The organism is Streptomyces sp. NPDC085944 (genome assembly GCF_040686295.1).
In the GTDB taxonomy this organism is placed as follows: Bacteria; Actinomycetota; Actinomycetes; order Streptomycetales; family Streptomycetaceae; genus Streptomyces; species Streptomyces salinarius.
On the sequence record NZ_JBFBJX010000014.1, the window covers coordinates 186,154 to 209,751 of the forward strand.

Sequence of the window (23,598 nt, forward strand, 5' to 3'; positions counted from 1 at the left end):
TCACCGCTCCCTGACCAGCGCCGCGTACGCGCCACCGTGTGCCAACAGCTCCGCGTGCCGCCCGCGCTCCACCACCGTGCCGTGCTCCAGGACGACGATCTCGTCGCTGTCCCGTACGGTGCTGAGCCGGTGCGCGATCACCACGCAGGCGCAGCCGCGCCGGCGCAGGTTGTCCATGACCACCAGCTCGGTCTCCGCGTCCAGCGCGCTGGTCACCTCGTCCAGGACCAGGATGCTCGGCCGGCGTACCAGCGCCCGCGCGATCTCCAGACGCTGGCGCTGCCCGCCGGAGAAGTTGCGGCCGTCCTGCTCGACCGGGCTGTGGATGCCGCCCGGCCTGCGCATCACCACGTCGTACAGCGCCGCGTCCTTGAGCGCCTCCACCACGGCGTCGTCGGGGATCGACGGGTCCCACAGCGCCACGTTGTCGCGCACCGAGCCCTCGAACAGGAACACGTCCTGGTCGACGAAGGAGACCGAGGACGCCAGCGCCCCGCGCGGGATGTCGTCCAGCCGCTGCCCGTCCACGCGCATCACCCCGTCCCAGGGTGCGTACAGGCCCGAGATCAGCCGCGACACCGTCGACTTGCCGCTGCCCGAACCACCCACCAGGGCCACCTGCTGTCCGGGACCGACCGTCAGGTCGAAGCCGGTGAGCAGCGGCTTGTCCAGCGGGTTGTAGCCGAAGGAGACGTTCTGCAGTTCGACGTGACCGTGCAGCCGACGGGTGGAGTCGGCGCCGCCGGGGCGGTCGTGGAGCGGGTCCGCCCGGAAGTTCTCCACGTCCTTCAGCCGCGCCACGTCGGCCGCGAAGTCCTGGATGCGGCCCGCGACGCCGTTCAGCCGGGTCAGCGGGGCCGTGAAGCGGACCACCAGCGCCTGGAAGGCGACCAGCAGACCGACCGAGATGTGGCCCTCGACCGCGCGCATGCCGCCGATGCACAGGATCAGCGCGCTGTTCAGCGTCGCGAGCGTCGGCGCGACCACGCCCAGCCAGGCGCTCGGCACCCCGAGCCGCTGCTGCTCCTCCAGCGTGGTGGCGTGCTGGCCGGCCCACTTGCGGAAGTAGCCGTCCTCGCCGCCGGTCGCCTTCATCGTCTCGATGAGCTGGAGGCCGGTGTACGCGGTGTTGGTCAGCCGCGCCGTGTCCGCCCGCAGCTTCGCCGTACGGGTCGCGCGCAGCCGGATGACGACCCGCATCGCGAGGATGTTGAGCAGCGCCACCCCGATGCCGACGAAGGTGAGCTGCGGGTCGTACGTGTACAGCAGCACGGCGTACAGGACGACCACGATCGCGTCCACGCCCGCCGCGGCGAGGTCGCGGGCCAGCGTCTCGGCGACCGCGTCGTTCGACTGGAGGCGCTGCACCAGGTCGGCGGGGCTGCGCTGGGAGAAGAAGGTCACCGGCAGTCGCAGCAGGTGCCGCAGGAACCGGGCACTGGAGAGGGTGGAGGAGATGATGCGGCCGTGCAGCAGGTTGGCCTGCTGGAGCCAGGTCAGCGCCACCGTGAGCAGCACACAGGCGCCCATCGACGCGAACAGCACGCCGAGCAGCGAGGTCTGCCCGCCGATGAGGAACATGTCGATGTAGGTGCGGCTGAGCGCGGGCACCGCGGCGCCGACCGCCACCAGGAGCAGGCTCGCCAGCACGGCCGCGGGCAGCGTGCCCGCGGTTCCGCGCAGCCGGGCCGGCATCGCGCCGAGCACACCGGGCTTGCGGCCGCCGCGGGTGAAGTCGTCACCGGGCTCCATGGTCAGCACGACACCGGTGAAGGAGCCGTCGAACTCCTCCAGGGACACGAAACGGCGGCCCTTGCCCGGGTCGTTGACGAACACCCCGCGCCGCCCGAACCGGCGGCCCATGCCGTCGTAGACGACGTAGTGGTTGAACTCCCAGAAGAGGATGGCCGGTGCCGTCACCTCGGCGAGCGCGGCCAGGTCCATCTGCATGCCCTTGGCGGTGAACCCGTAACTTCGTGCGGCCTTCAGCAGATTGCTCGCGCGGGACCCGTCGCGGGAGACGCCGCAGGCGATCCGCAGCTCCTCCAGCGGGACATGCCGGCCGTAGTGCCCGAGCACCATCGCGAGGGAGGCGGCGCCGCACTCCACGGCCTCCATCTGGAGCACGGTGGGCGTACGGACGGTCCTCGCCCGGCTCTTGGGCACGCTGCGTCTCGGCGGGGCGGCGCGGCGCCTGCCCCGGGTCTCCTGTGCGGTGCTCACGGCAGCAGCCAATCGACGGGACGCTGGTCGGCCAGCCGGATCGAGCCCGAGGCCAGGGTCATGGAGGTCAGTTCGAACGGCGGTCCGTCGGCCGAGGACCACTCGTAGCCGCTCTTCGTGGACGTGGAGCTGTCCAGCCGCACCGTCACGGCGACCGGCCTGCCGTCCTTGGTGAACTGCTCGCCGAGCGCGCCGTCCCCGAGGAAGGCACCGATCGTCTGTGCCGACTGGGCCGAGCGGTCCACGGACTTCACCTCGCCGTGCAGGACGCCGTACTGCTGCGTCGGCACCGACTGCACGGTCAGGTCGACGGAGGCGTGCGCGGGGATGGCGGCCGCGTTCTCGGCGGGGACGTAGACGGTGGCGTAGAGGGGGTCGTCGGCGTGGGCGACCTTCTCCACCGAGGCGACGTTGGCGCCGGTGCTGATGATCTGCCCGACGGTGGCTGCGAGCGCGCTGATCCGGCCGGCGTCGACCGTGCGGACCACGCTCTCGCCCTCGGCGGTGCGGACCTTCAGCACCGGGGCGTCGGCGGCGAGCCGCTGACCCGGGCGGGCCAGGACCGCGGTGACCTGCCCGGAGACGGGGCTCTGGAGGAGGTAACTGCCCTGTCCGTGGGTGAGGATGGCGGGTGCGGAGACCGTCGAGGTCACCGAGCCGCCCACCGCCCACAGGGACGCGGCGGCCATCGCGACCAGGGTCACGGACAGCACCAGCCAGCCCTGGGGACGGGCGAAACGCACCGGAAGATCGAGGTCCTCCGGCGACTGGAGTTTTGCGAGGGCCTGTTGGCGGAACTGCACGGCTGACGTATCCAGGGCTCGACGAGAACGGCCGCGGGAGAACGGCCGAAAGTCCCGGAGCCTGGACGGCTCCGGGACTCAGCGACGCAAGGGCGCGATCAGAGACCGGCGACCAGGCCCGTGACCGGGGCCGTGTTCAGGCCGGTGGCACCCTCGACCGTGCCGACCACGGTGTTGACCAGGCCGGAGACCGGGGCGATGCCGTCCACCAGGCCGGTGACGGTGCCGACGGCGTTCACGTTCAGGCCGCCGGAGACGTTGTCGAGGTCGGCGTCCGAGATCTCGACGGTCTCAACCCGGGGGGTGGAGTTCATGATGGAACTTCCCTTCGTATAGCCATTTTCACAAGGGGGGAGCGGCCCCCTCTGGGGACAGATGACGGCCGCGGCCCACGGGTGCCGGGCGCCCGTTTCCAGAGCCCTCCGCGGCCCCCGCGGTGCGATGGATCAAAGCACGCGGCCGGTCCGGGCTTCCAATCAATCACCCCTCCCACCAGCGCACTTGCGACGTCCGGGCACCCAAGCGTGCAGGAGCGCGCACGCCTTCGCGGTGACTTCTTCACACGGTGCGCGACATCGGCTCGTGCGATCCCTTGCCTGTGCGGAGGCGATTGGGACACTCCGGCCCCAAAGACGTACGGCCCCTCGCCGGCTTGTGCAGCTGCCCGGGCGGGAGTGACCGGGTTGGGCATTCGATGTGCAGATTCACTGAAGCAGTCATTCCGCTCCGTGGGCGGAACAGTGCGTCACGGCGCGAATGCGCAGGGTGTCGAAGGGTGGCGTGAACCGAGTGCGCCGGTGTGCGGCTCGACGGGCCCGTCTGAACACCCCGCCCGGCCCGTGCGTACCAACTGCCGTCCAGGCGCCCCCCAACAGCTGCTGGACCGGCGGGTATCAACCCCGGTCCCAGGAGGTCGAGTAGGTTGAGTCACAAGCGAATCCCCAAGCGCAAGGCCGCGATGGCGGCGGGCGGCGTGGTCGCACTCGGCGCGGCCGCCATCCTGCTGCCGAACGCCAACGCCTCGCAGGAGGGCGGCTCCCCGGACGGCGCCGCCGCGGCGCCCAGGACCCTCAAGGCGGCGGACGCGTCGTCTCTCGCCTCACGGCTCGCCGGTCTGCTCGGCGACACCTTCGCCGGTTCCTACTACGACTCCGGCGCGCGGCAACTCGTCGTCAACGTCGTCCCCGGGGACGACAACCAGGTCGTGGTGCAGGCGAAGAAGGCGGGCGCCCAGGTCCGCGAGGTCGACAACAGCATGAGCGAACTGCGCAGCGGCGCGCGGACCCTGAAGTCCGAGGCGAGCATCCCGGGCACCTCTTGGGCGATCGACCCGCGCACCAACAAGATCCTGGTGACCGCCGACAGCACCGTGACCGGCGACCGGTGGGACCGCCTGGAGTCCACCGTCGAGCGCCTCGGCGACGGCATGGCGACGGTCAGGAAGTCCGCCGGCACCTTCAAGACGTTCGCCTCGGGCGGCGACGCCGTCTTCGGCGGCGGTGCCCGCTGCTCGCTCGGCTTCAACGTCACCGCGGGCGACGGATCGCCCGCCTTCCTGACGGCCGGTCACTGCGGGGTCGCCGCCGACCAGTGGGCCGACGCGCAGGGCGGCCGGCCGATCGCCACCGTCGACCGGGCGGTCTTCCCCGGCCGGGGCGACTTCGCGCTCGTCACGTACGACGATCCGGCGACCGAGGCCCCGAGCGAGGTCAACCTCGGCGACCAGACCCTGCCGATCAGCCGGGCCGCCGAGGCGACGGTCGGCCAGGAGGTCTTCCGCATGGGCAGCACGACCGGACTGGCCGACGGCCAGGTCCTCGGCCTGGACGCCACCGTCAACTACCCCGAGGGCACCGTCACCGGCCTCATACAGACCGACGTCTGCGCCGAGCCGGGCGACAGCGGCGGCTCCCTGTTCACCCGGGACGGCCTCGCGATCGGCCTGACCTCCGGCGGCAGCGGCGACTGCACGGTGGGCGGCGAGACCTTCTTCCAGCCGGTCACCACTGCCCTGGAGGCGGTCGGGGCCACCCTCGGCGACGAGGGCGCGGGCGGCGCTGCCGGTGCTGGTGACGCGGGTGGGGCGGGTGCCGGTGCCGGTTCCGGAGGCTCGGATGGTGCCGGTGACGCGGGTGAGGGCGCGGGCGTCGGCGACGACGGGTCGGGGCTGACGGGCTGACGACTGACGGCACGTCCACCGGACCGCCGTCCCGACCCCGGCGGGACGGCGGTCCGGGTGTACGGCACACGTACCGACCTGGCGGGCGGCCTCCGGTGGCGGGCGTTGACGCCCCGCAGGTGCGGACGGCAGGGCGCGCGGCCTCGGGTCTCCCGGTCCGCTCTGCTGCCCGGCCGATCCGCTCCCGGTCGCGCCCACCTCGTCCGCGGCACCGGCCCGCGCCGTCTCACCCGCGGCACCGGCCCGTGCCCCCGCGTACCGGCCGTGTCCGTCCGGCGTCCCCGCGTACCGGCCGTGTCCGTCCGGCGTCCCCGCGTACCGGCCGTGTCCGTCCGGCGTCCCCGCGTACCGGCCGTGTCCGTTCCGCGTCCCGCGTACCGACCGTGTCCGCCCCGTGGCCACCGGCAGGGCTCCGCCCGCACCCGCCTGCGGCGGAAGCGCCCGTACGCGAGCCCTCGATGTGCTCCTGGTCGCCGGTACCCGATCCGTAGGGGCTGCGCAGATGTCCCACAAGCGCTGTAATGGCGACGTGGTCGAAGAGGGCACTGCGGAACGCGGACCGAGGACGCTGCGTGCCGAGGGTGCCCTGAAGGCGATCGCGGCCGGCCCGGAGCCCCGGGAGCGGCTGCGCGGGATCCTCGAGCAGGCACTGGTGTTCGCGGGCGCGTCCCTCGCCGCCCTCTACACACCCGGCGACGACCCCGAGCTGCTCTGTCTGGCAGTGTCGGCCGGTGCGCCGCGCACCCTGTACGGCGTGCGGGACAGCTATCCCGCGGCCGGCGGCTCCCCGGTAGCCGACGCCCACCGCGCCGGCCAGGCGGTGTGGATCGGGCCGGAGGAGTTCGCCGGAACGGCCGAGTCGCGGCACGTGCCGTCCAGCGGCTTCTCGCTGGCGGTGCTGCCCGTGCGCGGGGACGGCGGCGGCTGCCTCCTCGTGCTGACCGAGCGCCCCGGCGGGTTCGACGCCGACGACCGCAGCTGCCTCGAACTGATCGCCGAGGCCATGACCTGCCCCACCCCGGCCGAGGCCGTCGGCACCACCGACTCCGGCGACCTCCAGCCGGACGCCTTCACGCTGGCCATGGACACCGGCCGGGCGGAGGTCGGCGACGGCATCCTGCGCCTGTTCGGTCTCGCCCCCGAGGAGTTCGACGGCAAGGTGGAGACGCTGCTCGGGCTCACCGTGCCGGAGGACCTGCCGTCGCTGATGTCGGTGACCGAGTCCGACCACATGACCATCGGCGAGCGCGAGCTGGAGTTCCGGGTGCTGCAGCCCACCGGCCCGCCGAAGTGGCTCCGGCTCAGCGGACGCCTGCTGCCCGCCGGCGACGGCCGGCCCGCCCGCCTGGTCGGCACCGTCGCCGACGCCTCCACCCTGCGTCCGGACGTGACCGACGTCGCCCGCGTCCAGCGGCTCGCCGCAGCGCTCGCCACCGCCGGGACCGTGCGCGACGTCAGCCAGGCCGTGGTCGCAGCCCTGCGCCGACCGCTGCGCGCCGACCGGATCGCGCTGGCCGAGCTGGAGAACGACCGGCTCGTCGTCACCGTCCTGGATCCGCCCGATCCCGAGTCCTGGCCCGAACTGTGGCGCCTGGAGTGGCGCACCGAGTGGCCGGACGCCCCGGTGCGGGCGATGCCCACCCTCGCCGCCGCGCTGCGCGAGGGACGCGCCCGGATCTGGCCGGCGGGCACCGGCGACCTGGAGCCCGCACTCGCCGACGTGGGCCCCGGCGGTCTGGCCGTACTGCCGCTGCCCGCGGGCGGCCGCATGGCCGGAGCCTGCCTGATCGGCTGGGACGCCCCGCACGACTTCGGCCCAGACGAGCGCGCCCTGCTCACCGCCTCGGCGGGCCTCGCCGGGCAGGCCCTGATGCGTGCCCACGCCTTCGACGCCGAGCACGAACTGGTCGGCATGCTCCAGCGCCAGCTGCTGCCGCGCCGGCTGCCGAAACTGCCCGGCGCGGTCGCCGTCGCCCGCTACCTGCCCAGCACGGCCGGACTCGAGCTGGGCGGCGACTGGTACGACGTGATCCCGCTGCCCGACCACCACGTCGCCCTCGTCATCGGCGACGTCCAGGGCCACAGCGCCGGCGCGGCCACCCTGATGGGCCAGATGCGCACGGCCCTGCGCGCCTACGCCGTCGAGGGCCATCCGCCGGACGTGGTGGTCTCCCACGCCAACCGGCTGCTGACCGGCATGGAGACCGACCTCTTCGCCACCTGCGTCTACGTCGACCTCGACATGGAGGAGGGCTCCGCCTGGTGCGTGCGCGCCGGGCATCTGCCGCCGGTGCTGCGCCACCCCGACGGCAGCACGGGGATCGCCGAGGTGGAGGGCGGCCCGCCGCTCGGCGTGGTCACCCAGGCCGACTTCCCGATGAGCCCGCTGCGGCTGCGGCCCGGCACGCTCATCGCCCTCACCACGGACGGCCTGGTGGAGTCGCCCGGCGCCGACATCGACGAGGGCATGGACCGGTTCGCGCACGCGCTGGCCGTCTCCGACCCCACCCACCTCGGACTGGTCGCCGACGCCCTGCTGGGCAACGCCCGCCGCAACGACGACGTCGCCCTGCTGCTGGTGCGCTACGACGGCATGGCCCTGCGCCCGCTGCGCGAGAGCTGGTCGGTGTGGCGGCTGCCCGAGGCCGTGCGGCACGCCCGCCGCTTCACCCGGCGCACCCTGCGCTCCTGGGGCGTACCCGACGACGCCGTCGACGGCGTGCTGCTGATCGTCTCCGAGCTGGTCACCAACGCCCTGGTGCACACCGACGGCAAGGTGCGGCTCGACCTCACCCTGATCAGCGGCCGGCTGCGCGTCGCGGTCGCCGACGCCTCGCCGCGCACACCCGTCAAGCCGACCAGTATCGGCTGGGAGGCCACGGGCGGGCGGGGCATCCTCCTGGTCGAGGCGATGTCGGCGACCTGGGGGACGCTGCCGGTCAGCGGGGGCAAGCAGGTGTGGAGCGAGATCCCGGTGGGCGGCGGCTGAGCGCCGGGGGCCGAGCCCGACGGGGTCGCCCTCGCCGACGTGCGGGCGGCGCCGCGCCGGGTAACCCGCCCGGTCGACCACGAGCGGGTGCGGAACCCGGGAACCGAGGAGTGAGCAGCCCATGACCCAGTACGTCCGCGACATCATGACCGGCGACCCGGTGACCGTCGAGCCGCTGACCTCCGTCACGGCCGTGGCCCGTCTCATGCGCGACCGGGACCTCGGAGCCGCCCTGGTCACGGAGGATGACCGGCTGTGCGGTCTGGTCACCGACCGTGACCTGGTGGTCCGGTCGCTCGCCGAGGGCGGTGACCCGGAGCAGACCACCGTCGCCGGCGCGTGCAGCGGTGACCTGGTGACCGTGCGCTCCGACACGGAGCTGAGCCACGCCGTCGAGCTGATGCGCGAGCACGCCGTACGCCGGGTCCCGGTCGTCGACGACGACGGCGACCCGGTCGGCATCGTCTCCCTCGGGGACCTGGCCATGGAGCGCGACCCGGAATCGGCGCTCGGCGACATCAGCGTGGCCCGGCCCAACCCGTAGGCACCGCTGGGCACCTGCGCACGGTGTTTCACGGCGCGCCGCACGGGGACCCGAGAGGGCGAGCGCACCAGGCGCACCGGGCGCGGAGGACGCAGAACCAGAAGGAAGATGATGCTCGTGACCACGGAAACCAGCGGCAAACCGGTAGCCCGCCGGTTGGAGACCGGCTGGTCGCAAGCCCGCCGCCTGCGGAGCAGGGGTGTGCCGCGCACCTGTGTGCCGGCCGTCGAGGACGGGAGCACCACCCGCGCACCGCAACCGGGCCAGGAGTCGAACATCGTCCGGGGCGAGGACTGAACGAGCCCCGAGGGCGGTGACACCGCCCAGCGCGCCGGCCTCGGGGCCGGCGCGGTGCGCGTTCCGGGCCGGTCACCGCGGACGGTGGACACACCGGTAGCGTCACGGGCGCCCGCACCGCCCGTCCCCGACCGCAGCAAGGCACGGAACCGCCCATGAACATCCTGGTCACCGGCGCCGCCGGATTCATCGGCTCCCGGTACGTCCGGACCCTCCTCGCCTCCGACGGGCCGGGGTCACCGCGGATGACCGTCCTGGACTCCCTCACCTACGCCGGGACCACCGCCAACCTCGAAATCGGCCACCCCCGGCTGGAGTTCGTGCACGGCGACATCCGCGACGCGGCGCTCGTCGACAAGCTGACGGCCGAGGCGGACCAGGTGGTGCACTTCGCGGCCGAGTCCCATGTGGACCGCTCGATCCGGGCCGCCTGCGACTTCGTCCTCACCAACGTCGCCGGCACCCAGAACCTGCTGGACGCCGCCCTGCGCCACGGCGTGGGGCCCTTCGTCCACGTCTCCACCGACGAGGTCTACGGCTCGGTGGAGTCCGGCGCGGCCACCGAGGAGCATCCGCTGCGGCCGAGTTCCCCGTACGCCGCGTCGAAGGCGTCGGGCGACCTGCTGGCCCTGTCCTACCACCGCACCCACGGGCTCGACGTACGGGTGACCCGGTGCTCCAACAACTACGGCCCGCACCAGTTCCCCGAGAAGCTCGTGCCGCTGTTCGTCACCCACCTTCTGGACGGCCGCCGGGTCCCGCTGTACGGGGACGGACGCAACGTCCGCGACTGGCTGCACGTCGACGACCACTGCCGGGGCGTCGACCTCGTCCGCACCCTGGGCCGGGCCGGCGAGGTCTACAACATCGGCGGCGGCACCGAGTTGAGCAACCGCGAGCTCACCGGCCTGCTCCTGGACGCCTGCGGCGCGGGCCCGGACCGGGTGGACCACGTCGAGGACCGCAAGGGCCACGACCTGCGCTACGCGGTCGACTGGAGCAAGGCCCGCGAGGAACTGGGCTACCGCCCCCGGTGCGACTTCGCGGCAGGGCTGGCCGAGACCGTCGCCTGGTACCGGGACAACAGGGCCTGGTGGGAGCCGCTCAAGCGGCGCAGTGACGTGGGCTGACGGCCGGCGCGTCCCACCGGCCGGCCGTGCGCCCCAGCCGTGTGTCTCAGTCGTGCGTCTTGGCGAGCAGCTCCAGGATCTCCCGCGTCGTACCCGTCTCGCCCAGGCGCGGGAAGATCCGCTCGACGCTGCCGCGGTGCGCCTCGGCGCTCATGTCGCTCATCGCGTCGGTGGCGAGCGTGACGTGGTAGCCGTGCTCGTGGGCGGCGCGGGCGGTGGACTCCACGCCGATGCTGGTGGCGATGCCGGTCAGCACGATCTGGGTGACGCCACGACGCCGCAGCTGGACATCGAGGCCGGTGCCGTGGAAGGCACCCCAGTTGCGCTTGGTGACGGTGATGTCGCCGGGATGCCCGGCCAGCTCGTCGACGATCACGTCCCAGCCCTCGGGCCGCGGACCGCCGCCGCCCCCCGCCTCCGTACGACCGGGCACGGCGTCCGCCCCGTCGGCGGCGAAGGAGACCCGGACCAGTACCACCGGCAGGCCGCGGGCCCGGAAGGCCTCGGCGAGTTCGGCGCTCCGGGAGACGACCTCGGCGCCGCAGTACGGCTCGGTCGGCGCGGCGACGATACCGGCCTGGAGATCGATCACGACGAGGGCGGTGCGGGGGTCCAGAGCGGTGACGGACATGGGGTGGTGCCTCTCAGACGGATCTCGGACGGTTCGGGGCCGGCCGGCCGACGTCCCGTACCACCGTAAATTCGACAGGTAAGGCTGTCCAGCTGAAACTGCACAGTTTTACCTGTCGATTAAACTCGAGTGCGTGCGTCTGCTGATCACGTCCGACACCCACCTGCCCAAGCGCGCCAAGGAGCTGCCGGCGCCGATGCTGGCGGAGCTCCCGCGTGCGGACGTCGTCCTGCACGCGGGGGACTGGGTCGACACGGCCACCCTCGACCTGCTGGAGAGCCGCAGCCGCCGACTCGTCGGGGTGTACGGCAACAATGACGGGCCCGCACTGCGCGCCAGGCTGCCCGAGGTGGCGTACGCGGAGCTCGGCGGCCTGCGCTTCGGCGTCGTCCACGAGACCGGCGCCGCACAGGGGCGGGAGGCACGCTGCGCCGCCCGCTTCCCCGATCTGGACGTCCTGGTCTTCGGGCACAGCCACATCCCCTGGGACACCACCGCGGCGACGGGCCTGCGGCTGCTCAACCCGGGTTCGCCCACGGACCGTCGCCGTCAGCCGTACCGCACCTACATGACCGTCACGGTCGCCGACGGCCGGCTCGGGGGCGTCGAGCTGCACCGGCTGCCGCCGCGCTGACGAGAAGGGTGGGAAAGGGCGGGCGCACACCTGCGTGCGCCCGCGACGTGACGGGCCCGGACGGCACGGAGCCTCAGCGGGCCGACGGTCCGGTCCAGTCGGCCGCCACATGACCGATGCGGACCCGCTGCGGGTGGTCGCCCACGGGGACGGAGACCGACTTCTCGCCGGTGGCGAAGTCGATGGCCGTGACCCGGTCGGCGCCGCTCTCGGAGACCACGCAGTGCCTGCCGTCGCCGCTGACCGTGGCCCAGTACGGCTTGGCGGCGGACACCAGCGGACCCTCCTGGAGGGTGTCGCGGTCGACCACCGTCGCGTAGTCGTCCATCGTGCCCGCCACGCAGATCTTGGCGCCGTCCGGGCTCATGGACAGGCCGTGGTGCCGCGAGTCGTTGACCCACGTGGTGCGGTCCTCGCTCGTGGCGGGGTTCTTCGGCAGGGTCTTCGTCCGGGTGATCCGGTCGGTGGCCACGTCGTACTCGAAGAAGCCGTTGAAGAACGAGACCTGGAAGTACAGCTTCGACTCGTCGGGCGAGAAGACGGCGGGTCGCACCGCGTCCGAGTGGTCGCCGAGGCCGATCGCGTCGAGCCGTTCGCGCATGTCGACCACCTTGACCCGCTCGTACGTCCGCGCGTCCACGATCGTGATGCGCCGGTCGCCCTTCGTCCAGTCGAGCCAGGGAGCGTCGAGCGCGGTGTTCACCTCGCCGATGGACATGTTCCAGATGTACTTGCCGTCGCGGGTGAAGATGTTCTCGTGAGGCTTGTCGCCGGTGGCGAAGGAGCCGACCTGCTCACCCGTCTCGATGTCCAGGACGTGCACGGTGTTGGAGGTCGAGGCCGAGACGGCGACCCGGGTGCCGTCGGGGGAGACCGCCATGTGGTCGGAGCGGTATCCGGAGACGGGGAAGCGCCATTCGATGTCGCCGGTGGCGAGGTCTATGGAGACCACGTCGGCGAAGCTCGGCCGGGAGACGACCACCGAGGTGCCGTCCGGCGTCGAGTACATGTCGTCGACGAGCTGGTCGTGCCCCTCGCCGACGCCGTTGCGGATGGCCTGGAAGTAGATCCACCTGATCGGATCGGCGTTGATCTCCGCCATCCGCTCGGCCCGGTCGGGGACGACGTCGATCCGGCCGATCCTCGCGAAGTCGCCGGTGGACCGGATGACGTCCGCGGTGCCGTCCCAGTTGTTGCCCACGAACATCACCTCGCGCAGGTCGGCAGGGGCGTCCGGGGCGGCCGAGGCGGCGGCGGGGGCGGCGAGGGTGAGGGCGAGGGCGGCGGCGACGGCGCCGAGGTGCCTGGTGGTGAAGGCGGGCATGCTGCTCTCCTCCGGCAAGGGGGTGGTGGGGGCGATGGAGCGCTGGAGCCATGGGGCGGTGGCGTGCTGGAGCGCGCAATCTGAACACAGCCGCTTTCAGAGTGAACTTACTGCAAAGTAAGGAAAGAGCGCCCTTCTCCACAAGGCCGCGGACACGACAAAATCGGCTGCACGGTGAGGAGTTGCCGCGGAAGAGGCAGAGAGGCAGAGAGGGAGAGCGGGTGACGGGCAGGCTCAGGGCACCGACGGGCCGCTACGGCGGCAAGTCGGCCGCACAGCGCCAGGCCGAGCGCCGCCGGCGCTTCCTCGACGCGGCCCTCCAGCTCTTCGGCGACACCCCCGGCTACCGCGCCACCACGGTGGCCGCCCTCAGCGACGCCGCCGGCCTGTCCACTCGCCAGTTCTACGAGGAGTTCCGCACCCTGGAGGACGTGCTCGCCGCACTGCACCTCCAGGTCAACGACTGGGCGGAGGAAGCCGTCCGCACCGCGGCCGACGGCACCCGCGACCTGCCGCTTCCCGACCGCGCCGCCGCGATCTTCCGCGCCTACGCGGGCAACGTCACCGCCGATCCACGCCGCGTCCGCATCACCTTCGTCGAGATCATCGGCGTCAGCCCGCGCCTGGAGGAGCAGCGACTGGCCCGCCGCGCCCGCTGGGTGGACCTCATCCGCGCCGAGGCCGACGCGGCCGCGGTGCGCGGGGAGGCGGCGCCCCGTGACTACCGGCTGGCCGCCACCGCCTTCATCGGTGGGGTCAACGGCCTGCTGCACGACTACAGCGCGGGCTGGGTGGACGCGACCCTGGACCAGGTCGTCGAGGAACTGGTCCACCAGCTCCTCGCCCTGCTGCGCCCACCCGGCTGGAACCCGGGGTGCTGACCGCCCCCGCGCGGTGACGGCCCCGGACTACTCGTCCCAGGCCTGGATCATGGTCTGCTCGACGATCTCGCCGTCCCGCAGCCTCAGCATCGACTCGGCGAGGACCCGCACACCGTCCGGATAGGTGCACTCCTCGGTGTACGCGGCCTGGTCGCCCTGGACGACGCAGCCTGCCATCCGGTGGGTCATGTCGCGGCCGTAGACGTCGTCGAGCATCTCGGCGATCTCGTCCCGGCCGTGCAGGACCTTCGGGCTGCTGGGCTGGTCGTACCGGTCGACGATGCGGACCTCCGCGTCCTGCGCGTACAGCGACAACAGCGGTGCCGCCGTCTCTCCTTCGATGCCCCGGCGCAGGGCTTCGGTGTCGAAGCCGGGGCCTGTCGTGGTGCTCATGACGACCTCCTTCGGACGTCGAAGGCCGCGGCCCAAAGCGGGGACGGGCCGCCTCGGCCCTCTCCCTTCGAGCTTCCTCCGTCTCACCGCCCGGGGCAACGCCGACCGGGAGAATGGTCCTCACGGGTGACCGGCACCGCCCGCCCGTGTCCGCCACCGGCCCGACGGCGTTGCTCAGCACATGATCTCAACACGACGTATCGTCGCCGTCGTCGGGCTCGCCGCCGGTGTCACCGGCCTCGCCGCCCCGATGGCGAGCGCGGCAGGCGGTGGCCCGCTGGGCACGGAGAAGCTCAGCGTGACGAACACCCTCGACACACTCGCGGTCGGTGACATGCCCGCCGAGGACCGGGCGCAGATGCCGCTCCCGTCCCAGCAGCTGAACCGGCTCCAGGACCTGCAGCAGCTGCAGCAGGTCACCGGCCTGGTCTCGCCCCTCTTCGGCGTCGTCCCCGCCCTGGGCTGACGCCGGCGGCGTCAGCCGCCGGACGCCAGGAACTGGGTGGCCGCCAGCTCCGCGTAGAGCGGATCGGCGGTCACCAGCTCCCGGTGGGTGCCGACCGCACGCACCCGCCCCGCGTCCATCACCACGATCCGGTCGGCCGTCGTCACCGTGGACAGCCGGTGCGCGACGACGAGCACCGTGGTCGTCCGGGCCACCTCCGCCACCGTGTCGCGCAGCGCCGCCTCGTTGACCGCGTCCAGCTGCGAGGTGGCCTCGTCGAGCAGCAGCAGCCGGGGACGACGCAACAGCGCACGGGCGATGGCCACCCGCTGGCGCTCACCCCCGGAGAGCTTGGTGCCGCGATGCCCGACCAGCGTCTCCAGGCCGCTCGGCAGCCGCTCCACCAGGGAGTCCAGACGCGTCGTCTTCAGCACCGCGGTGAGCGTGCCCTCGTCCGCCTCCGGGTTGCCCAGCAGCAGGTTGTCCCGCAGGGAACCGGAGAGCACCGGGGCGTCCTGCTCCACGTAACCGATCGCGGCCCGCAGCGAGGCCGGCTCCCACTCGGCGAGGCTCCTGCCGTCCAGCGTGATCTTCCCGGCACTCGGGTCGTAGAACCGCTCGATCAGGGAGAAGACGGTGGTCTTGCCCGCGCCCGACGGGCCGACGAACGCCGTCATCCCCCGGGCCGGCACCTCGAAGCTCACCCCGTGGTGGATGTACGGCAGGTCGTCGGCGTAGCGGAAGCGGACGTCGTGGAAGGCGACGGACGCCGGCCGCGCACCGGGCGACGGCAGCGGAACCGGCCGGGCCGGCGGCTCCGCGGGCAGGCGCAGCGCGTCCTGGATCCGGTCCAGCGCCGCCCGGCCCGTCTGGTACTGCGTGATCGCGCCGACGACCTGCTGGATCGGGGACATCAGATAGAAGACGAACAGCAGGAACGCGACCAGCGTGCCCACGTCGATCGCCCCCGTCGCCACCCGCGCACCGCCCACCGCGAGCACCGTGATGAAGGCGATCTGCATCGCCAGGCCCGCCGTGTTGCCCGCGGCGGCCGACCACTTGGCGGCGCGCACGCTCTGCCGCCAGGACTCCTCGGCCGCGTCGTGCAGTGCCCGCTCCTCCCGGAGCTCGGCGCCCGACGCCTTCACCGTGCGCAGCGCCCCGAGGATCCGCTCCAGCGCGGCGCCCATCAGCCCCACCGCGTCCTGCGCCTGCCGGCTCGCGCGGTTGATGCGCGGCACGATCAGCCCCAGCACCGTGCCCGCCCCCACGACCACCGCCAGCGTCACCCCGAGCAGCACCGCGTCGACCACGCCCATCATCACCAGCGTCGCCACCAGCGTCAGCCCGCCGGTGCCCAGACCGATGAGGGAGTCCGTGGTGACCTCGCGCAGCAGCGTCGTGTCGGAGGTGATCCGGGCCATCAGGTCACCGGGCTCCGTGCGGTCCACGGCGGTGATCCGCAGCCGCAGCAGATACGACGACAGGGTGCGCCGCGCGCCGAGCACCACCGACTCCGCGGTGCGCCGCAACACGTACGAACCCAGCGCGCCCAGCGCCGTGTTGGCGACCACCAGCCCCGACATGGCCAGCAGTGCCCCGGTGATGGCCCGGTCGTGCGCCAGGTCGTCGATCAGCTCCCGCGCCACCAGCGGCAGCAACAGCCCCGTGGCGCCGGTGACCAGGGAGAGCAGGGCGCCCGCGAACAGGGCCGCGCGGTGCGGGCGTATGTAGGACAGGAGCAGCCGCCAGGCGGGCGTGCCGGTCTCCGGCTCTGCGGTGGTCACGTCGCTCCTTCGGCACGCGGGCGGGGCACTCAGGCTACGTGGGGGCCCGGCCGGGCGGGCCGCCGGTGTACGGACGGCCGGCCGAACCCCGGCAACCGCCCTGTCACCTGCCCCTTTCCGATCACTTGAGCGTAGGGTCTGGGGGAACGCTGTACGGCCGAGGAAGGGGTCAGGAGCATGGCGCAGGAAGTACGCGGCGTGATCGCGCCGGGCAAGGACGAGCCGGTCCGGATCGAGACGATCGTCGTGCCGGACCCGGGTCCGGGCGAGGCCGTGGTGAAGATCCAGGCCTGCGGGGTGTGCCACACCGACCTGCACTACAGGCAGGGCGGCATCAGTGACGACTTCCCCTTCCTGCTCGGCCACGAGGCCGCCGGTGTCGTGGAGTCGGTCGGCGACGGTGTCACCGACGTGGCCCCCGGCGACTTCGTGATCCTCAACTGGCGTGCCGTGTGCGGCACGTGCCGGGCCTGCCTGCGCGGGCGGCCCTGGTACTGCTTCGACACCCACAACGCCGAGCAGAAGATGACCCTCGCCTCGACCGGCCAGGAACTGTCCCCGGCCCTCGGCATCGGCGCCTTCGCCGAGAAGACGCTGGTTGCCGCCGGGCAGTGCACCAAGGTCGACCCGGCCGTCTCCGCCGAGGTGGCGGGTCTCCTCGGCTGCGGGGTGATGGCCGGCATCGGCGCCGCCATCAACACCGGCAACGTCGGCCGCGGCGACACCGTCGCCGTCATCGGCTGCGGCGGCGTCGGTGACGCGGCGATCGCCGGGGCGTACCTGGCCGGTGCCTCGAAGGTCATCGCCGTGGACATCGACGACCGCAAGCTGGAGACCGCGCGCGGGATGGGCGCCACCCACACCGTCAACTCCCGCGAGACCGACCCCGTCGAGGCGATCCGCGAACTGACCGGCGGCTTCGGCGCCGACGTCGTCATCGAGGCCGTCGGCCGCCCGGAGACCTACCGGCAGGCCTTCTACGCCCGCGACCTGGCCGGCACCGTCGTCCTGGTCGGCGTCCCCACCCCCGAGATGAAGCTGGAACTGCCGCTGCTCGACGTGTTCGGCCGCGGCGGCTCGCTCAAGTCCTCCTGGTACGGCGACTGCCTGCCCTCCCGGGACTTCCCGATGCTCATCGACCTCCACCTCCAGGGCCGCCTGGACCTCGGCAAGTTCGTCACCGAGACCATCCGCCTGGACGAGGTGGAGCAGGCCTTCGACCGGATGCACGCCGGCGACGTACTGCGTTCGGTGGTGGTGCTCTGATGGCCCCCCGCATCGAACGCCTCGTCACGTCCGGGCAGTTCAGCCTCGACGGCGGCACCTGGGACGTCGACAACAACGTCTGGCTCGTCGGTGACGACCACGAGGTCGTCGTCATCGACGCCGCCCACGACGCCGACGCCATCGCCGAGGCCGTGGGGGACCGCCGGCTCACCGCGATCGTGTGCACCCACGCCCACAACGACCACGTCAACGCGGCGCCCGCGCTCGCCGAGCGCACCGGCGCCACCATCTGGCTGCACCGCGACGACCTGCCTCTGTGGCAGCAGACCCACCCCGACCGGGACCCGGACGCCTGGCTGACCGACGAACTCGTCATCGAGGCCGCCGGAGCCGACCTGACCGTCCTGCACACCCCCGGGCACGCGCCCGGCGCGGTCTGCCTCTACGACCCCGGTCTCGGCACCGTCTTCACCGGCGACACCCTCTTCCGGGGCGGACCCGGCGCCACCGGCCGCTCCTACTCCCACTTCCCGACCATCATCGACTCCATCCGCGACAAGCTGCTCGTCCTGCCGCCCGAGACCGAGGTCCGCACCGGCCACGGCGACTCCACGACCATCGGCGCCGAGGCACCGCACCTGGAGGAGTGGATCAAGCGCGGGCACTGACCGCGGCCGGGGCGGTCTCCCTCAAGAACGCTCCGGACACGCGGTAAAAGGTGACAGAAGATGTCCGGCTTCCCGGGCACCCTCGAACTCGACATCGCCCGTGCGGGGCGTGAGCCGTGCGCGGCACGAGGGAGAGGAACGGGAGCCGGACATGACAGGGTCACCGAAGGGTCCGCTGACGGGCAGGGTCGCACTGGTCGCAGGGGCCACCCGCGGCGCCGGCCGGGGCATCGCCGTGGAACTGGGCGCGGCCGGCGCCACCGTCTACGTCACCGGCCGCAGCACTCGCGCCCGGCGCTCGGAGTACGACCGCCCCGAGACCGTCGAGGACACCGCCGACCTGGTCACCGAAGCCGGCGGCCACGGCATCGCCGTACCCGTCGACCATCTCGATCCGGCGCAGGTCGCCGGCCTCGTCGACCGCATCGCCCGCGAACAGGCCCGCCTCGACGTCCTCGTCAACGACATCTGGGGCGGCGAGCACCTCTTCGAGTGGGACAGCCCCGTGTGGGAGCACGACCTCGACAACGGTCTGAGGCTGCTGCGGCTCGCCGTCGAGACCCACGTGATCACCAGCCACCACGCCCTGCCGCTGCTGCTGCGCCGCGCCGGCGGACTGGTCGTCGAGATGACCGACGGCACGGACGCCTACAACCGCGACCACTACCGCAACTCGTTCTTCTACGACCTCGCCAAGACGTCCGTCCTGCGCATGGCCTTCTCCCTCGGGCACGAACTGGGACCCCGCGGCGCCACGGCGGTCGCGCTGACCCCCGGCTGGCTGCGCTCGGAGATGATGCTCGACCACTTCGGCGTAGGCGAGGAGAACTGGCGCGACGCCCTCGACCGCGTCCCGCACTTCGCCATCTCCGAGACGCCCCGCTACGTCGGCCGCGCGGTCACCGCACTCGCCACCGACCCCCGCGTGGCACGCTTCAACGGCCAGTCCCTCTCCAGCGGCTCCCTCGCCCAGGAATACGGCTTCACCGACCTCGACGGCAGCCGCCCGGACGCCTGGCGCTACCTCGTCGAGGTACAGGACCCGGACAAGCCGGCCGATGTCACGGGATACCGCTGACGGGCGGCACTGTCCACCGGGCGCCGTGCCCCGGCGGCAGGGCCAGGTCCTTGCGTATCGCCGCGTAGTAGCCCTCACGTGCGGTGCGCTGGCCTTCCAGCAGGGCTCGCCAGGCCTCCGGGTCGCGGGTCTCCTCGCGCAGGAAGCGCTCCATCTCCATCACCGCCACCACCCAGGCCCGCGCCTTCTCGACCACTTCCTTGCTGCCCAGCAGGAGCAACGCCTCACCGGCCGGGTCCCGGGCGGCGGTGGCCTCGGCCTGGGCCGGCGCGGCCTCCTGGGGGGTCAAGGGATGCGGGTGCGGATCGCCCCGAAGTGGGCGGCCACCCGGTACGTCAGAGTGATGGACGTCTTGAGAGTCCGCGCGTAGTCCGCGTACACCGCGAGCCTGCGCTCCTCCCAGCGGGCCGCCGTCTCCCGGTCGGACCGGGCACGGTCGCTGCGGACCACGGCGAGGTAGGAACCGAGCGCGCCGATGACGACGCCCAGGAGCGCGGGGAGTTGCTGCAGGAACGCTGACATGGCCGCACGGTATCTGCCCCGGTGATCCTCGCGGTACTACCGTCCGGCCCATGACGGACACCAAGCGTTTCACCGACCACACGGCACTCGTGACGGGCGCGGCCCGGGGCATCGGCGCGGCCGTCGCCCGCCGGCTCGCCACGGAGGGGGCGCGGGTGCTGCTGACCGACGTGGACCTCGCCGCGGCGCGGCACACGGCGGCACGGTTGACGGAACAGGGGCTCACCGTCGCGGCGTTCGCCTGCGACGTGCGTGACCGGGCGTCCGTCGAGGCGGCCGTCGCCCATGCAGTGGACGCCTTCGGCGGGCTGGACGTCCTGGTCAACAACGCCTACGCGTGCACGCCCGACGCCCCGCTGTTCGAGGACGAGCCGGACGAGGTCTGGGCCCGCGACCTCGACGTCACCCTCACCGGCGCCTACCGCTGCTGCCGTGCCGCCCTGCCCCACCTCGCCGCCTCGGGGCGCGGCGCGATCGTCGGCGTCGGCTCGGTCAACGGGGTCCAGGACTTCGGCAACCACGCCTACAGCGCCGCCAAGGCCGGCCTCGCCTCGCTGACCCGTACCCTCGCCGGGCATGCCGCTCCGCGCGGCGTCCGCGTCAACCTCGTGACCCCGGGCACGGTGCGCACCACGGCCTGGGAGGGCCGGGACGAGGAGCTGGCGGCGGTGCGGGGACTGTACCCGCTGGGGCGGGTGGGCGAGCCCGAGGACATCGCGGCGGCCGTCGCCTTCCTCGCCTCGCACGACGCGTCCTGGATCACCGGCACCGCCCTCGCCGTCGACGGCGGCCTGACCGCGGTCAACACGGGCTTCGGGCGGGCGCTCGCGGAGGCGGAGGGCTCGCACTGACGGTCACGGGCGCTCCGGTGGTGTTTGTCACGGTTGCGTCGCGGCGGCGGGCGGCGCGCAACCAAAGCCGCCGGACGCCGGTCTAGCAGGCCGGGGTCGCACGAAGGCGACCCTCCACTCGGCGCACCGCCGCGACGCGAAAGGCATGACCGGCCATGGGGGACACACGCAGACGGGCAGCCGTCGCACTCGGGATCACGGCATTGGTGGCCCCGCTCACGCTCGCGCTCACGGCAGCACCGGCGCAGGCCGCCGGCTGCGGCGCGAAGGCGGGCCCGTACCAGAAGAAGGTGGAGAAGTTCCTCGGCCGCAAGGCCGACGGCAAGCAGTCCACCGCGGACTGCAAGGCCATCCGCGCCTTCCAGACCAAGCACGGCATCACGCCCAACGCCGGCTACGCGGGGCCCGTCACCTGGGGAGTGATGGACCTGATGACGAAGCAAAAGGCCGTCGGGAAGAACCCGAACAAATCCGGCAAGTGCCCCACCAACAAGGGCCGTATCGCCTGTGTGAATCTCAGCCTCCAGCTGAGCTGGATCCAGGACGGCAAGAAGCTGGTGTACGGGCCGGTCCCGGTCCGCACCGGGCGCAACGGCTACGAGACCCGCACCGGCCTGAAGAAGGTCTACTGGCGCAACATCGACCACGTCTCGACCATCTACCACGTGCCGATGCCGTACAGCCAGTTCTTCGACGGCGGCCAGGCCTTCCACTCCGTCGGCGTCAGCATGTGGAACCCGCCGGGCTCGCACGGCTGCGTGAACATGCGGAAGGCCGACGCCAAGAAGTACTGGTCGCTGCTGAAGAAGGGCGACGACGTCTACGTGTACGGCCGTAAGCCCGGCACCTGACGGAGGCGGGGCGCCCGGCTCGCGCCGCGGCGCCTCGCAGCTCGGGGGCGTCCCCGAAGTCCGGGATCTCGAGCCGGACCCCGCCCTGCCGGGCGGACTCGTGCGCGACGACGCCCGGCAGGGTGTAGCGGGCCGCGACCCACGCGTTCACGGACGGCAGGGTCCGGGAGCCGACGTGGTGGACGCGGCCGTCCACGACAACCGGCCTCCGCGGGCCGCGCCGGTCGGTCTGAAGACCCGGGTGTCCGACTTCCACGACTGGGCGCGCGGCGCCGCCGTGCCGGCGATCCGGGTGCTGGTGCCGGGGGCGGCGCAGGGATGAAGGCGCGAGGGGCGGACAGGCGGCCCGTGTGCGGCAGGGCACATCGGGGAGAACGAACTCGCCCGCAGGTCTTGACAGATGGCAAGATCGACGTGATCAGTAACACGGTCCGATATGTCCGATTGGCTCGCGATTACTCACATCGTCTTCACGCTGGGCGCCGTATGCTTCACATCATGTCCACCACTGTTGAACCCTCCTCCGAGCGATCGGCTGCCGAGGTCAACGAGGAGATCCGGGCCCTGTGGCTCCGGTCGGGCGGGACACTGAGCGTCGAGCAGCGCGCGGAGTACCAGCGGCTCGTCATGGAGTGGGCCAACGCGGCCCCGGAGTCCGTGAAGGCCGCCTGACCGGCGCCAGCGGTCTCCTCGCCCCCGGCCCGCCGACAGCAGCGCGGCCGGCCCTCGTACCGGTCCGGGTCAGCCCCATGTCGCCGAGTACTGCCGCCGGTAGGCCTTGCGGTCCTGTTCCGTCCGGATCCACCGCGTCGCCACCAGCGCGACCAGGCTGCCCGCCACCACCAGCAGCCCCGGCCCGACGTTGCGGCGGTCCGTGAGCCGGGCCAGGAGCGGCGTGCCGTCCGCGCCCGCCACCGGGGCCGACGCCCCCGCTCCCGCGGCGCCCGAGGCCGAGGGCGCCGGCGTACCGGCCGCGGCACCCTCCCGGCCGGAGACGATCAGCCGGACCCCGAGCGACTTCATGGCCTCCGGCAGCGGCTGGAAGAACGTCGTCCCGCCCTTGGCGCAGTCACCGCTGCCTCCCGACGTCACGCCGAGCGCGAGGCCCTCGGAGAACATCGGCCCGCCACTGTCCCCCGGCTCGGCGCACACGTCCGTCTCGATGAGTCCGGTGACCGTGCCCTCCGGGTAGTTGACCGTCGCGTCCAGCGCCGTCACCCGGCCTGCCCGCAGTCCGCTGGTGCTTCCGCTGCGGAACACCCGCTGTCCCACCGCCGGTTCGCCCGTCCCCGTGAGCCGCACGCCCTTGCCGTCGCCGACCGCCACCACATCGGCGTCGTCGCCCGCCTTGCCGCCCGCGTACTCCACCAGGGAGAAGTCGTCCCCGGGGAAGCTCCCGGCGACCGTTTCGCCGACCTGCCGGTTCCCCCCGCCGCCAGCGAACCAGACGGAGCCCGTCGGCCCGCAGTGGCCCGCGGTCAGGATGAAGTCCCTCGTGCCGTCCGTCACGTTGAACCCCGCCGAGCAGCGTCCCGCCGTGGACAGGATCGGCTCCGCCCCGTTCAGGCGGGTGGTGAACGTCCCCTCGACGCGCTCCATGCGGACGAACTCCCCGATCTGCTCGGCGACGCCCGTCAGCCGCGACCAGTCGGCCCCGGAGACCGTGCGGTCGCCGCGCACCACCAGCTCGTTCGACCGGTAGTCCAGCGCCCACGCGGTACCGGGCACCCGGGGCGCCGCACGCAGCGTCGCGGCCGCCGACCTCAGCTCGGACATGCTGTGCCGCACCACCTTGGCCCTCGCACCGGCCCGCCGTACCGCATCGGCCGAGGGCTGGTCCGTGACCGCCACGACCGGCCGCCCGTCGGCGTCGACCCAGTGCCCCGCCGTACGGTCGCCGCCCAGCCCGGCCACGAGACCGGCACCGGCGCCGGACGCGGTCCGCGCGAGGGTGTGCGGCGCGGCGGACGGACCGGGAGGTTCACTCGCCACCGCCCGGGTGACCATCGTCCCCCCGAGCAGCAGCCCGCCGACGGCCGCCAGTCGTGCCACTCGCCGGACGATGCGTCGTCGTGCGTGCCTCATGCGTGCGCTCCCGAACCCGACCGCGCGGCGTCGCCGCCGCGGGGGCCTCCGGACGT

General features: G+C 72.9%; 22 protein-coding genes and 3 pseudogenes. 15 read left to right on the forward strand and 10 right to left on the reverse strand.

Going from position 1 to position 23,598, the window contains the following annotated elements; translation table 11 throughout:
- The 3 genes from AB0P07_RS26675 to AB0P07_RS26685 form a co-directional block, all read right to left on the reverse strand.
- The gene (locus tag AB0P07_RS26675; RefSeq protein WP_365554962.1) at nt 1-2,223 is read right to left on the reverse strand and encodes an NHLP family bacteriocin export ABC transporter peptidase/permease/ATPase subunit; all 2,223 of its coding nucleotides are present in this window, start codon (nt 2,221-2,223) and stop codon (nt 1-3) included.
- Nucleotides 2,220-3,026, reverse strand: a complete 807-nt coding sequence (locus AB0P07_RS26680) for an HlyD family efflux transporter periplasmic adaptor subunit (protein ID WP_365554964.1) — start codon at nt 3,024-3,026, stop codon at nt 2,220-2,222. The genes AB0P07_RS26675 and AB0P07_RS26680 overlap by 4 nt, the downstream gene beginning before the upstream one ends.
- A 98-nt stretch (nt 3,027-3,124) precedes the next feature.
- Nucleotides 3,125-3,340, reverse strand: a complete 216-nt coding sequence (locus AB0P07_RS26685; RefSeq protein WP_365554966.1) for a type A2 lantipeptide — start codon at nt 3,338-3,340, stop codon at nt 3,125-3,127.
- A gap of 608 nt (nt 3,341-3,948) precedes the next feature.
- Here AB0P07_RS26685 and AB0P07_RS26690 point away from each other — a divergent pair.
- The 5 genes from AB0P07_RS26690 (at nt 3,949) to rfbB (ending at nt 10,165) form a co-directional block, all read left to right on the forward strand.
- Nucleotides 3,949-5,205, forward strand: coding sequence for a S1 family peptidase (locus AB0P07_RS26690; protein ID WP_365554968.1), 1,257 nt, complete (start codon nt 3,949-3,951; stop codon nt 5,203-5,205).
- Nucleotides 5,206-5,707: 502 nt separating this feature from the next.
- The gene (locus tag AB0P07_RS26695) at nt 5,708-8,194 is read left to right on the forward strand and encodes a SpoIIE family protein phosphatase (RefSeq protein ID WP_365554969.1); all 2,487 of its coding nucleotides are present in this window, start codon (nt 5,708-5,710) and stop codon (nt 8,192-8,194) included.
- 121 nt (nt 8,195-8,315) lie between these two features.
- The gene (locus AB0P07_RS26700) at nt 8,316-8,738 is read left to right on the forward strand and encodes a CBS domain-containing protein (protein WP_365554970.1); all 423 of its coding nucleotides are present in this window, start codon (nt 8,316-8,318) and stop codon (nt 8,736-8,738) included.
- Between the two features lie 117 nt (nt 8,739-8,855).
- Nucleotides 8,856-9,035, forward strand: coding sequence for a hypothetical protein (locus tag AB0P07_RS26705; RefSeq protein ID WP_365554972.1), 180 nt, complete (start codon nt 8,856-8,858; stop codon nt 9,033-9,035).
- 155 nt (nt 9,036-9,190) lie between these two features.
- Entirely contained in the window at nt 9,191-10,165 is a 975-nt protein-coding gene (gene rfbB / locus AB0P07_RS26710) for a dTDP-glucose 4,6-dehydratase (protein ID WP_365554974.1), read from the forward strand.
- A 46-nt stretch (nt 10,166-10,211) separates the two neighbouring features.
- On the opposite strand, the gene AB0P07_RS26715 is transcribed toward rfbB, so the two are convergent.
- The gene (locus AB0P07_RS26715) at nt 10,212-10,796 is read right to left on the reverse strand and encodes a hydrolase (RefSeq protein ID WP_365554976.1); all 585 of its coding nucleotides are present in this window, start codon (nt 10,794-10,796) and stop codon (nt 10,212-10,214) included.
- A 133-nt stretch (nt 10,797-10,929) separates the two neighbouring features.
- On the opposite strand from AB0P07_RS26715, the gene AB0P07_RS26720 reads away from it, so the two are divergent.
- On the forward strand, nt 10,930-11,430 hold the full coding sequence (locus AB0P07_RS26720) for a metallophosphoesterase (protein WP_365554978.1): 501 nt from the start codon (nt 10,930-10,932) through the stop codon (nt 11,428-11,430).
- Nucleotides 11,431-11,503: 73 nt separating this feature from the next.
- On the opposite strand, the gene AB0P07_RS26725 is transcribed toward AB0P07_RS26720, so the two are convergent.
- Nucleotides 11,504-12,754 carry a YncE family protein gene (locus tag AB0P07_RS26725; RefSeq protein WP_365554980.1) on the reverse strand — a complete coding sequence of 417 codons (1,251 nt, stop codon included), beginning with the start codon at nt 12,752-12,754 and terminating at the stop codon, nt 11,504-11,506.
- A gap of 221 nt (nt 12,755-12,975) precedes the next feature.
- Here AB0P07_RS26725 and AB0P07_RS26730 point away from each other — a divergent pair, with 221 nt between their 5' ends.
- Entirely contained in the window at nt 12,976-13,635 is a 660-nt protein-coding gene (locus AB0P07_RS26730; RefSeq protein WP_365554982.1) for a TetR/AcrR family transcriptional regulator, read from the forward strand.
- A gap of 27 nt (nt 13,636-13,662) precedes the next feature.
- Here the strand turns inward: AB0P07_RS26730 and AB0P07_RS26735 are convergent, their stop codons facing one another.
- Nucleotides 13,663-14,028 (reverse strand): nuclear transport factor 2 family protein, encoded by a 366-nt coding sequence (locus tag AB0P07_RS26735; protein ID WP_365554984.1) that lies wholly within the window; start codon nt 14,026-14,028, stop codon nt 13,663-13,665.
- A gap of 181 nt (nt 14,029-14,209) precedes the next feature.
- Between AB0P07_RS26735 and AB0P07_RS26740 the strand changes: the two genes are divergently transcribed.
- Nucleotides 14,210-14,494 carry a hypothetical protein gene (locus AB0P07_RS26740; RefSeq protein ID WP_164416363.1) on the forward strand — a complete coding sequence of 95 codons (285 nt, stop codon included), beginning with the start codon at nt 14,210-14,212 and terminating at the stop codon, nt 14,492-14,494.
- A gap of 11 nt (nt 14,495-14,505) precedes the next feature.
- Here the strand turns inward: AB0P07_RS26740 and AB0P07_RS26745 are convergent, their stop codons facing one another.
- Nucleotides 14,506-16,260, reverse strand: a complete 1,755-nt coding sequence (locus tag AB0P07_RS26745; RefSeq protein ID WP_365554986.1) for an ABC transporter ATP-binding protein — start codon at nt 16,258-16,260, stop codon at nt 14,506-14,508.
- Between the two features lie 177 nt (nt 16,261-16,437).
- Between AB0P07_RS26745 and AB0P07_RS26750 the strand changes: the two genes are divergently transcribed.
- The 3 genes from AB0P07_RS26750 (at nt 16,438) to AB0P07_RS26760 (ending at nt 19,233) form a co-directional block, all read left to right on the forward strand.
- Complete coding sequence (locus tag AB0P07_RS26750) at nt 16,438-17,526, forward strand: S-(hydroxymethyl)mycothiol dehydrogenase (RefSeq protein ID WP_365554988.1); 1,089 nt, start codon at nt 16,438-16,440, stop codon at nt 17,524-17,526.
- Nucleotides 17,526-18,155: an MBL fold metallo-hydrolase gene (locus AB0P07_RS26755; protein ID WP_125627478.1), complete on the forward strand. Its 630-nt coding sequence runs from the start codon at nt 17,526-17,528 to the stop codon at nt 18,153-18,155. Before AB0P07_RS26750 ends, AB0P07_RS26755 begins: the two co-directional genes overlap by 1 nt.
- A 151-nt stretch (nt 18,156-18,306) precedes the next feature.
- Nucleotides 18,307-19,233, forward strand: a complete 927-nt coding sequence (locus AB0P07_RS26760; RefSeq protein WP_365554991.1) for an SDR family oxidoreductase — start codon at nt 18,307-18,309, stop codon at nt 19,231-19,233.
- On the opposite strand, the pseudogene AB0P07_RS26765 reads toward AB0P07_RS26760, so the two are convergent.
- Nucleotides 19,217-19,755: pseudogene (locus AB0P07_RS26765) on the reverse strand (hypothetical protein). The gene AB0P07_RS26760 and the pseudogene AB0P07_RS26765 overlap by 17 nt on opposite strands.
- 50 nt (nt 19,756-19,805) lie before the next feature.
- On the opposite strand from AB0P07_RS26765, the gene AB0P07_RS26770 reads away from it, so the two are divergent.
- Together AB0P07_RS26770 and AB0P07_RS26775 are read left to right on the forward strand one after the other, a co-directional pair.
- Entirely contained in the window at nt 19,806-20,606 is an 801-nt protein-coding gene (locus AB0P07_RS26770) for an SDR family NAD(P)-dependent oxidoreductase (protein ID WP_365554993.1), read from the forward strand.
- Nucleotides 20,607-20,761: 155 nt separating this feature from the next.
- A complete protein-coding gene (locus tag AB0P07_RS26775) occupies nt 20,762-21,457 on the forward strand; it encodes a L,D-transpeptidase family protein (RefSeq protein ID WP_365554995.1) in 696 nt (231 codons plus the stop codon).
- A gap of 40 nt (nt 21,458-21,497) precedes the next feature.
- Here the strand turns inward: AB0P07_RS26775 and AB0P07_RS26780 are convergent.
- A pseudogene (locus tag AB0P07_RS26780) lies at nt 21,498-21,656 on the reverse strand (gfo/Idh/MocA family oxidoreductase); the annotation flags it as partial.
- On the opposite strand from AB0P07_RS26780, the pseudogene AB0P07_RS26785 reads away from it, so the two are divergent.
- Together AB0P07_RS26785 and AB0P07_RS26790 are read left to right on the forward strand one after the other, a co-directional pair.
- Nucleotides 21,636-21,779: pseudogene (locus AB0P07_RS26785) on the forward strand (MarR family transcriptional regulator); the annotation flags it as partial. The pseudogenes AB0P07_RS26780 and AB0P07_RS26785 sit on opposite strands and share 21 nt — an antisense overlap.
- A gap of 164 nt (nt 21,780-21,943) precedes the next feature.
- Nucleotides 21,944-22,129: a hypothetical protein gene (locus tag AB0P07_RS26790; protein ID WP_365554997.1), complete on the forward strand. Its 186-nt coding sequence runs from the start codon at nt 21,944-21,946 to the stop codon at nt 22,127-22,129.
- A 69-nt stretch (nt 22,130-22,198) separates the two neighbouring features.
- Here AB0P07_RS26790 and AB0P07_RS26795 read toward each other — a convergent pair whose 3' ends face one another.
- Entirely contained in the window at nt 22,199-23,542 is a 1,344-nt protein-coding gene (locus tag AB0P07_RS26795; RefSeq protein ID WP_365554999.1) for a S1 family peptidase, read from the reverse strand.
- Between the last annotated feature and the right edge of the window lie 56 nt (nt 23,543-23,598).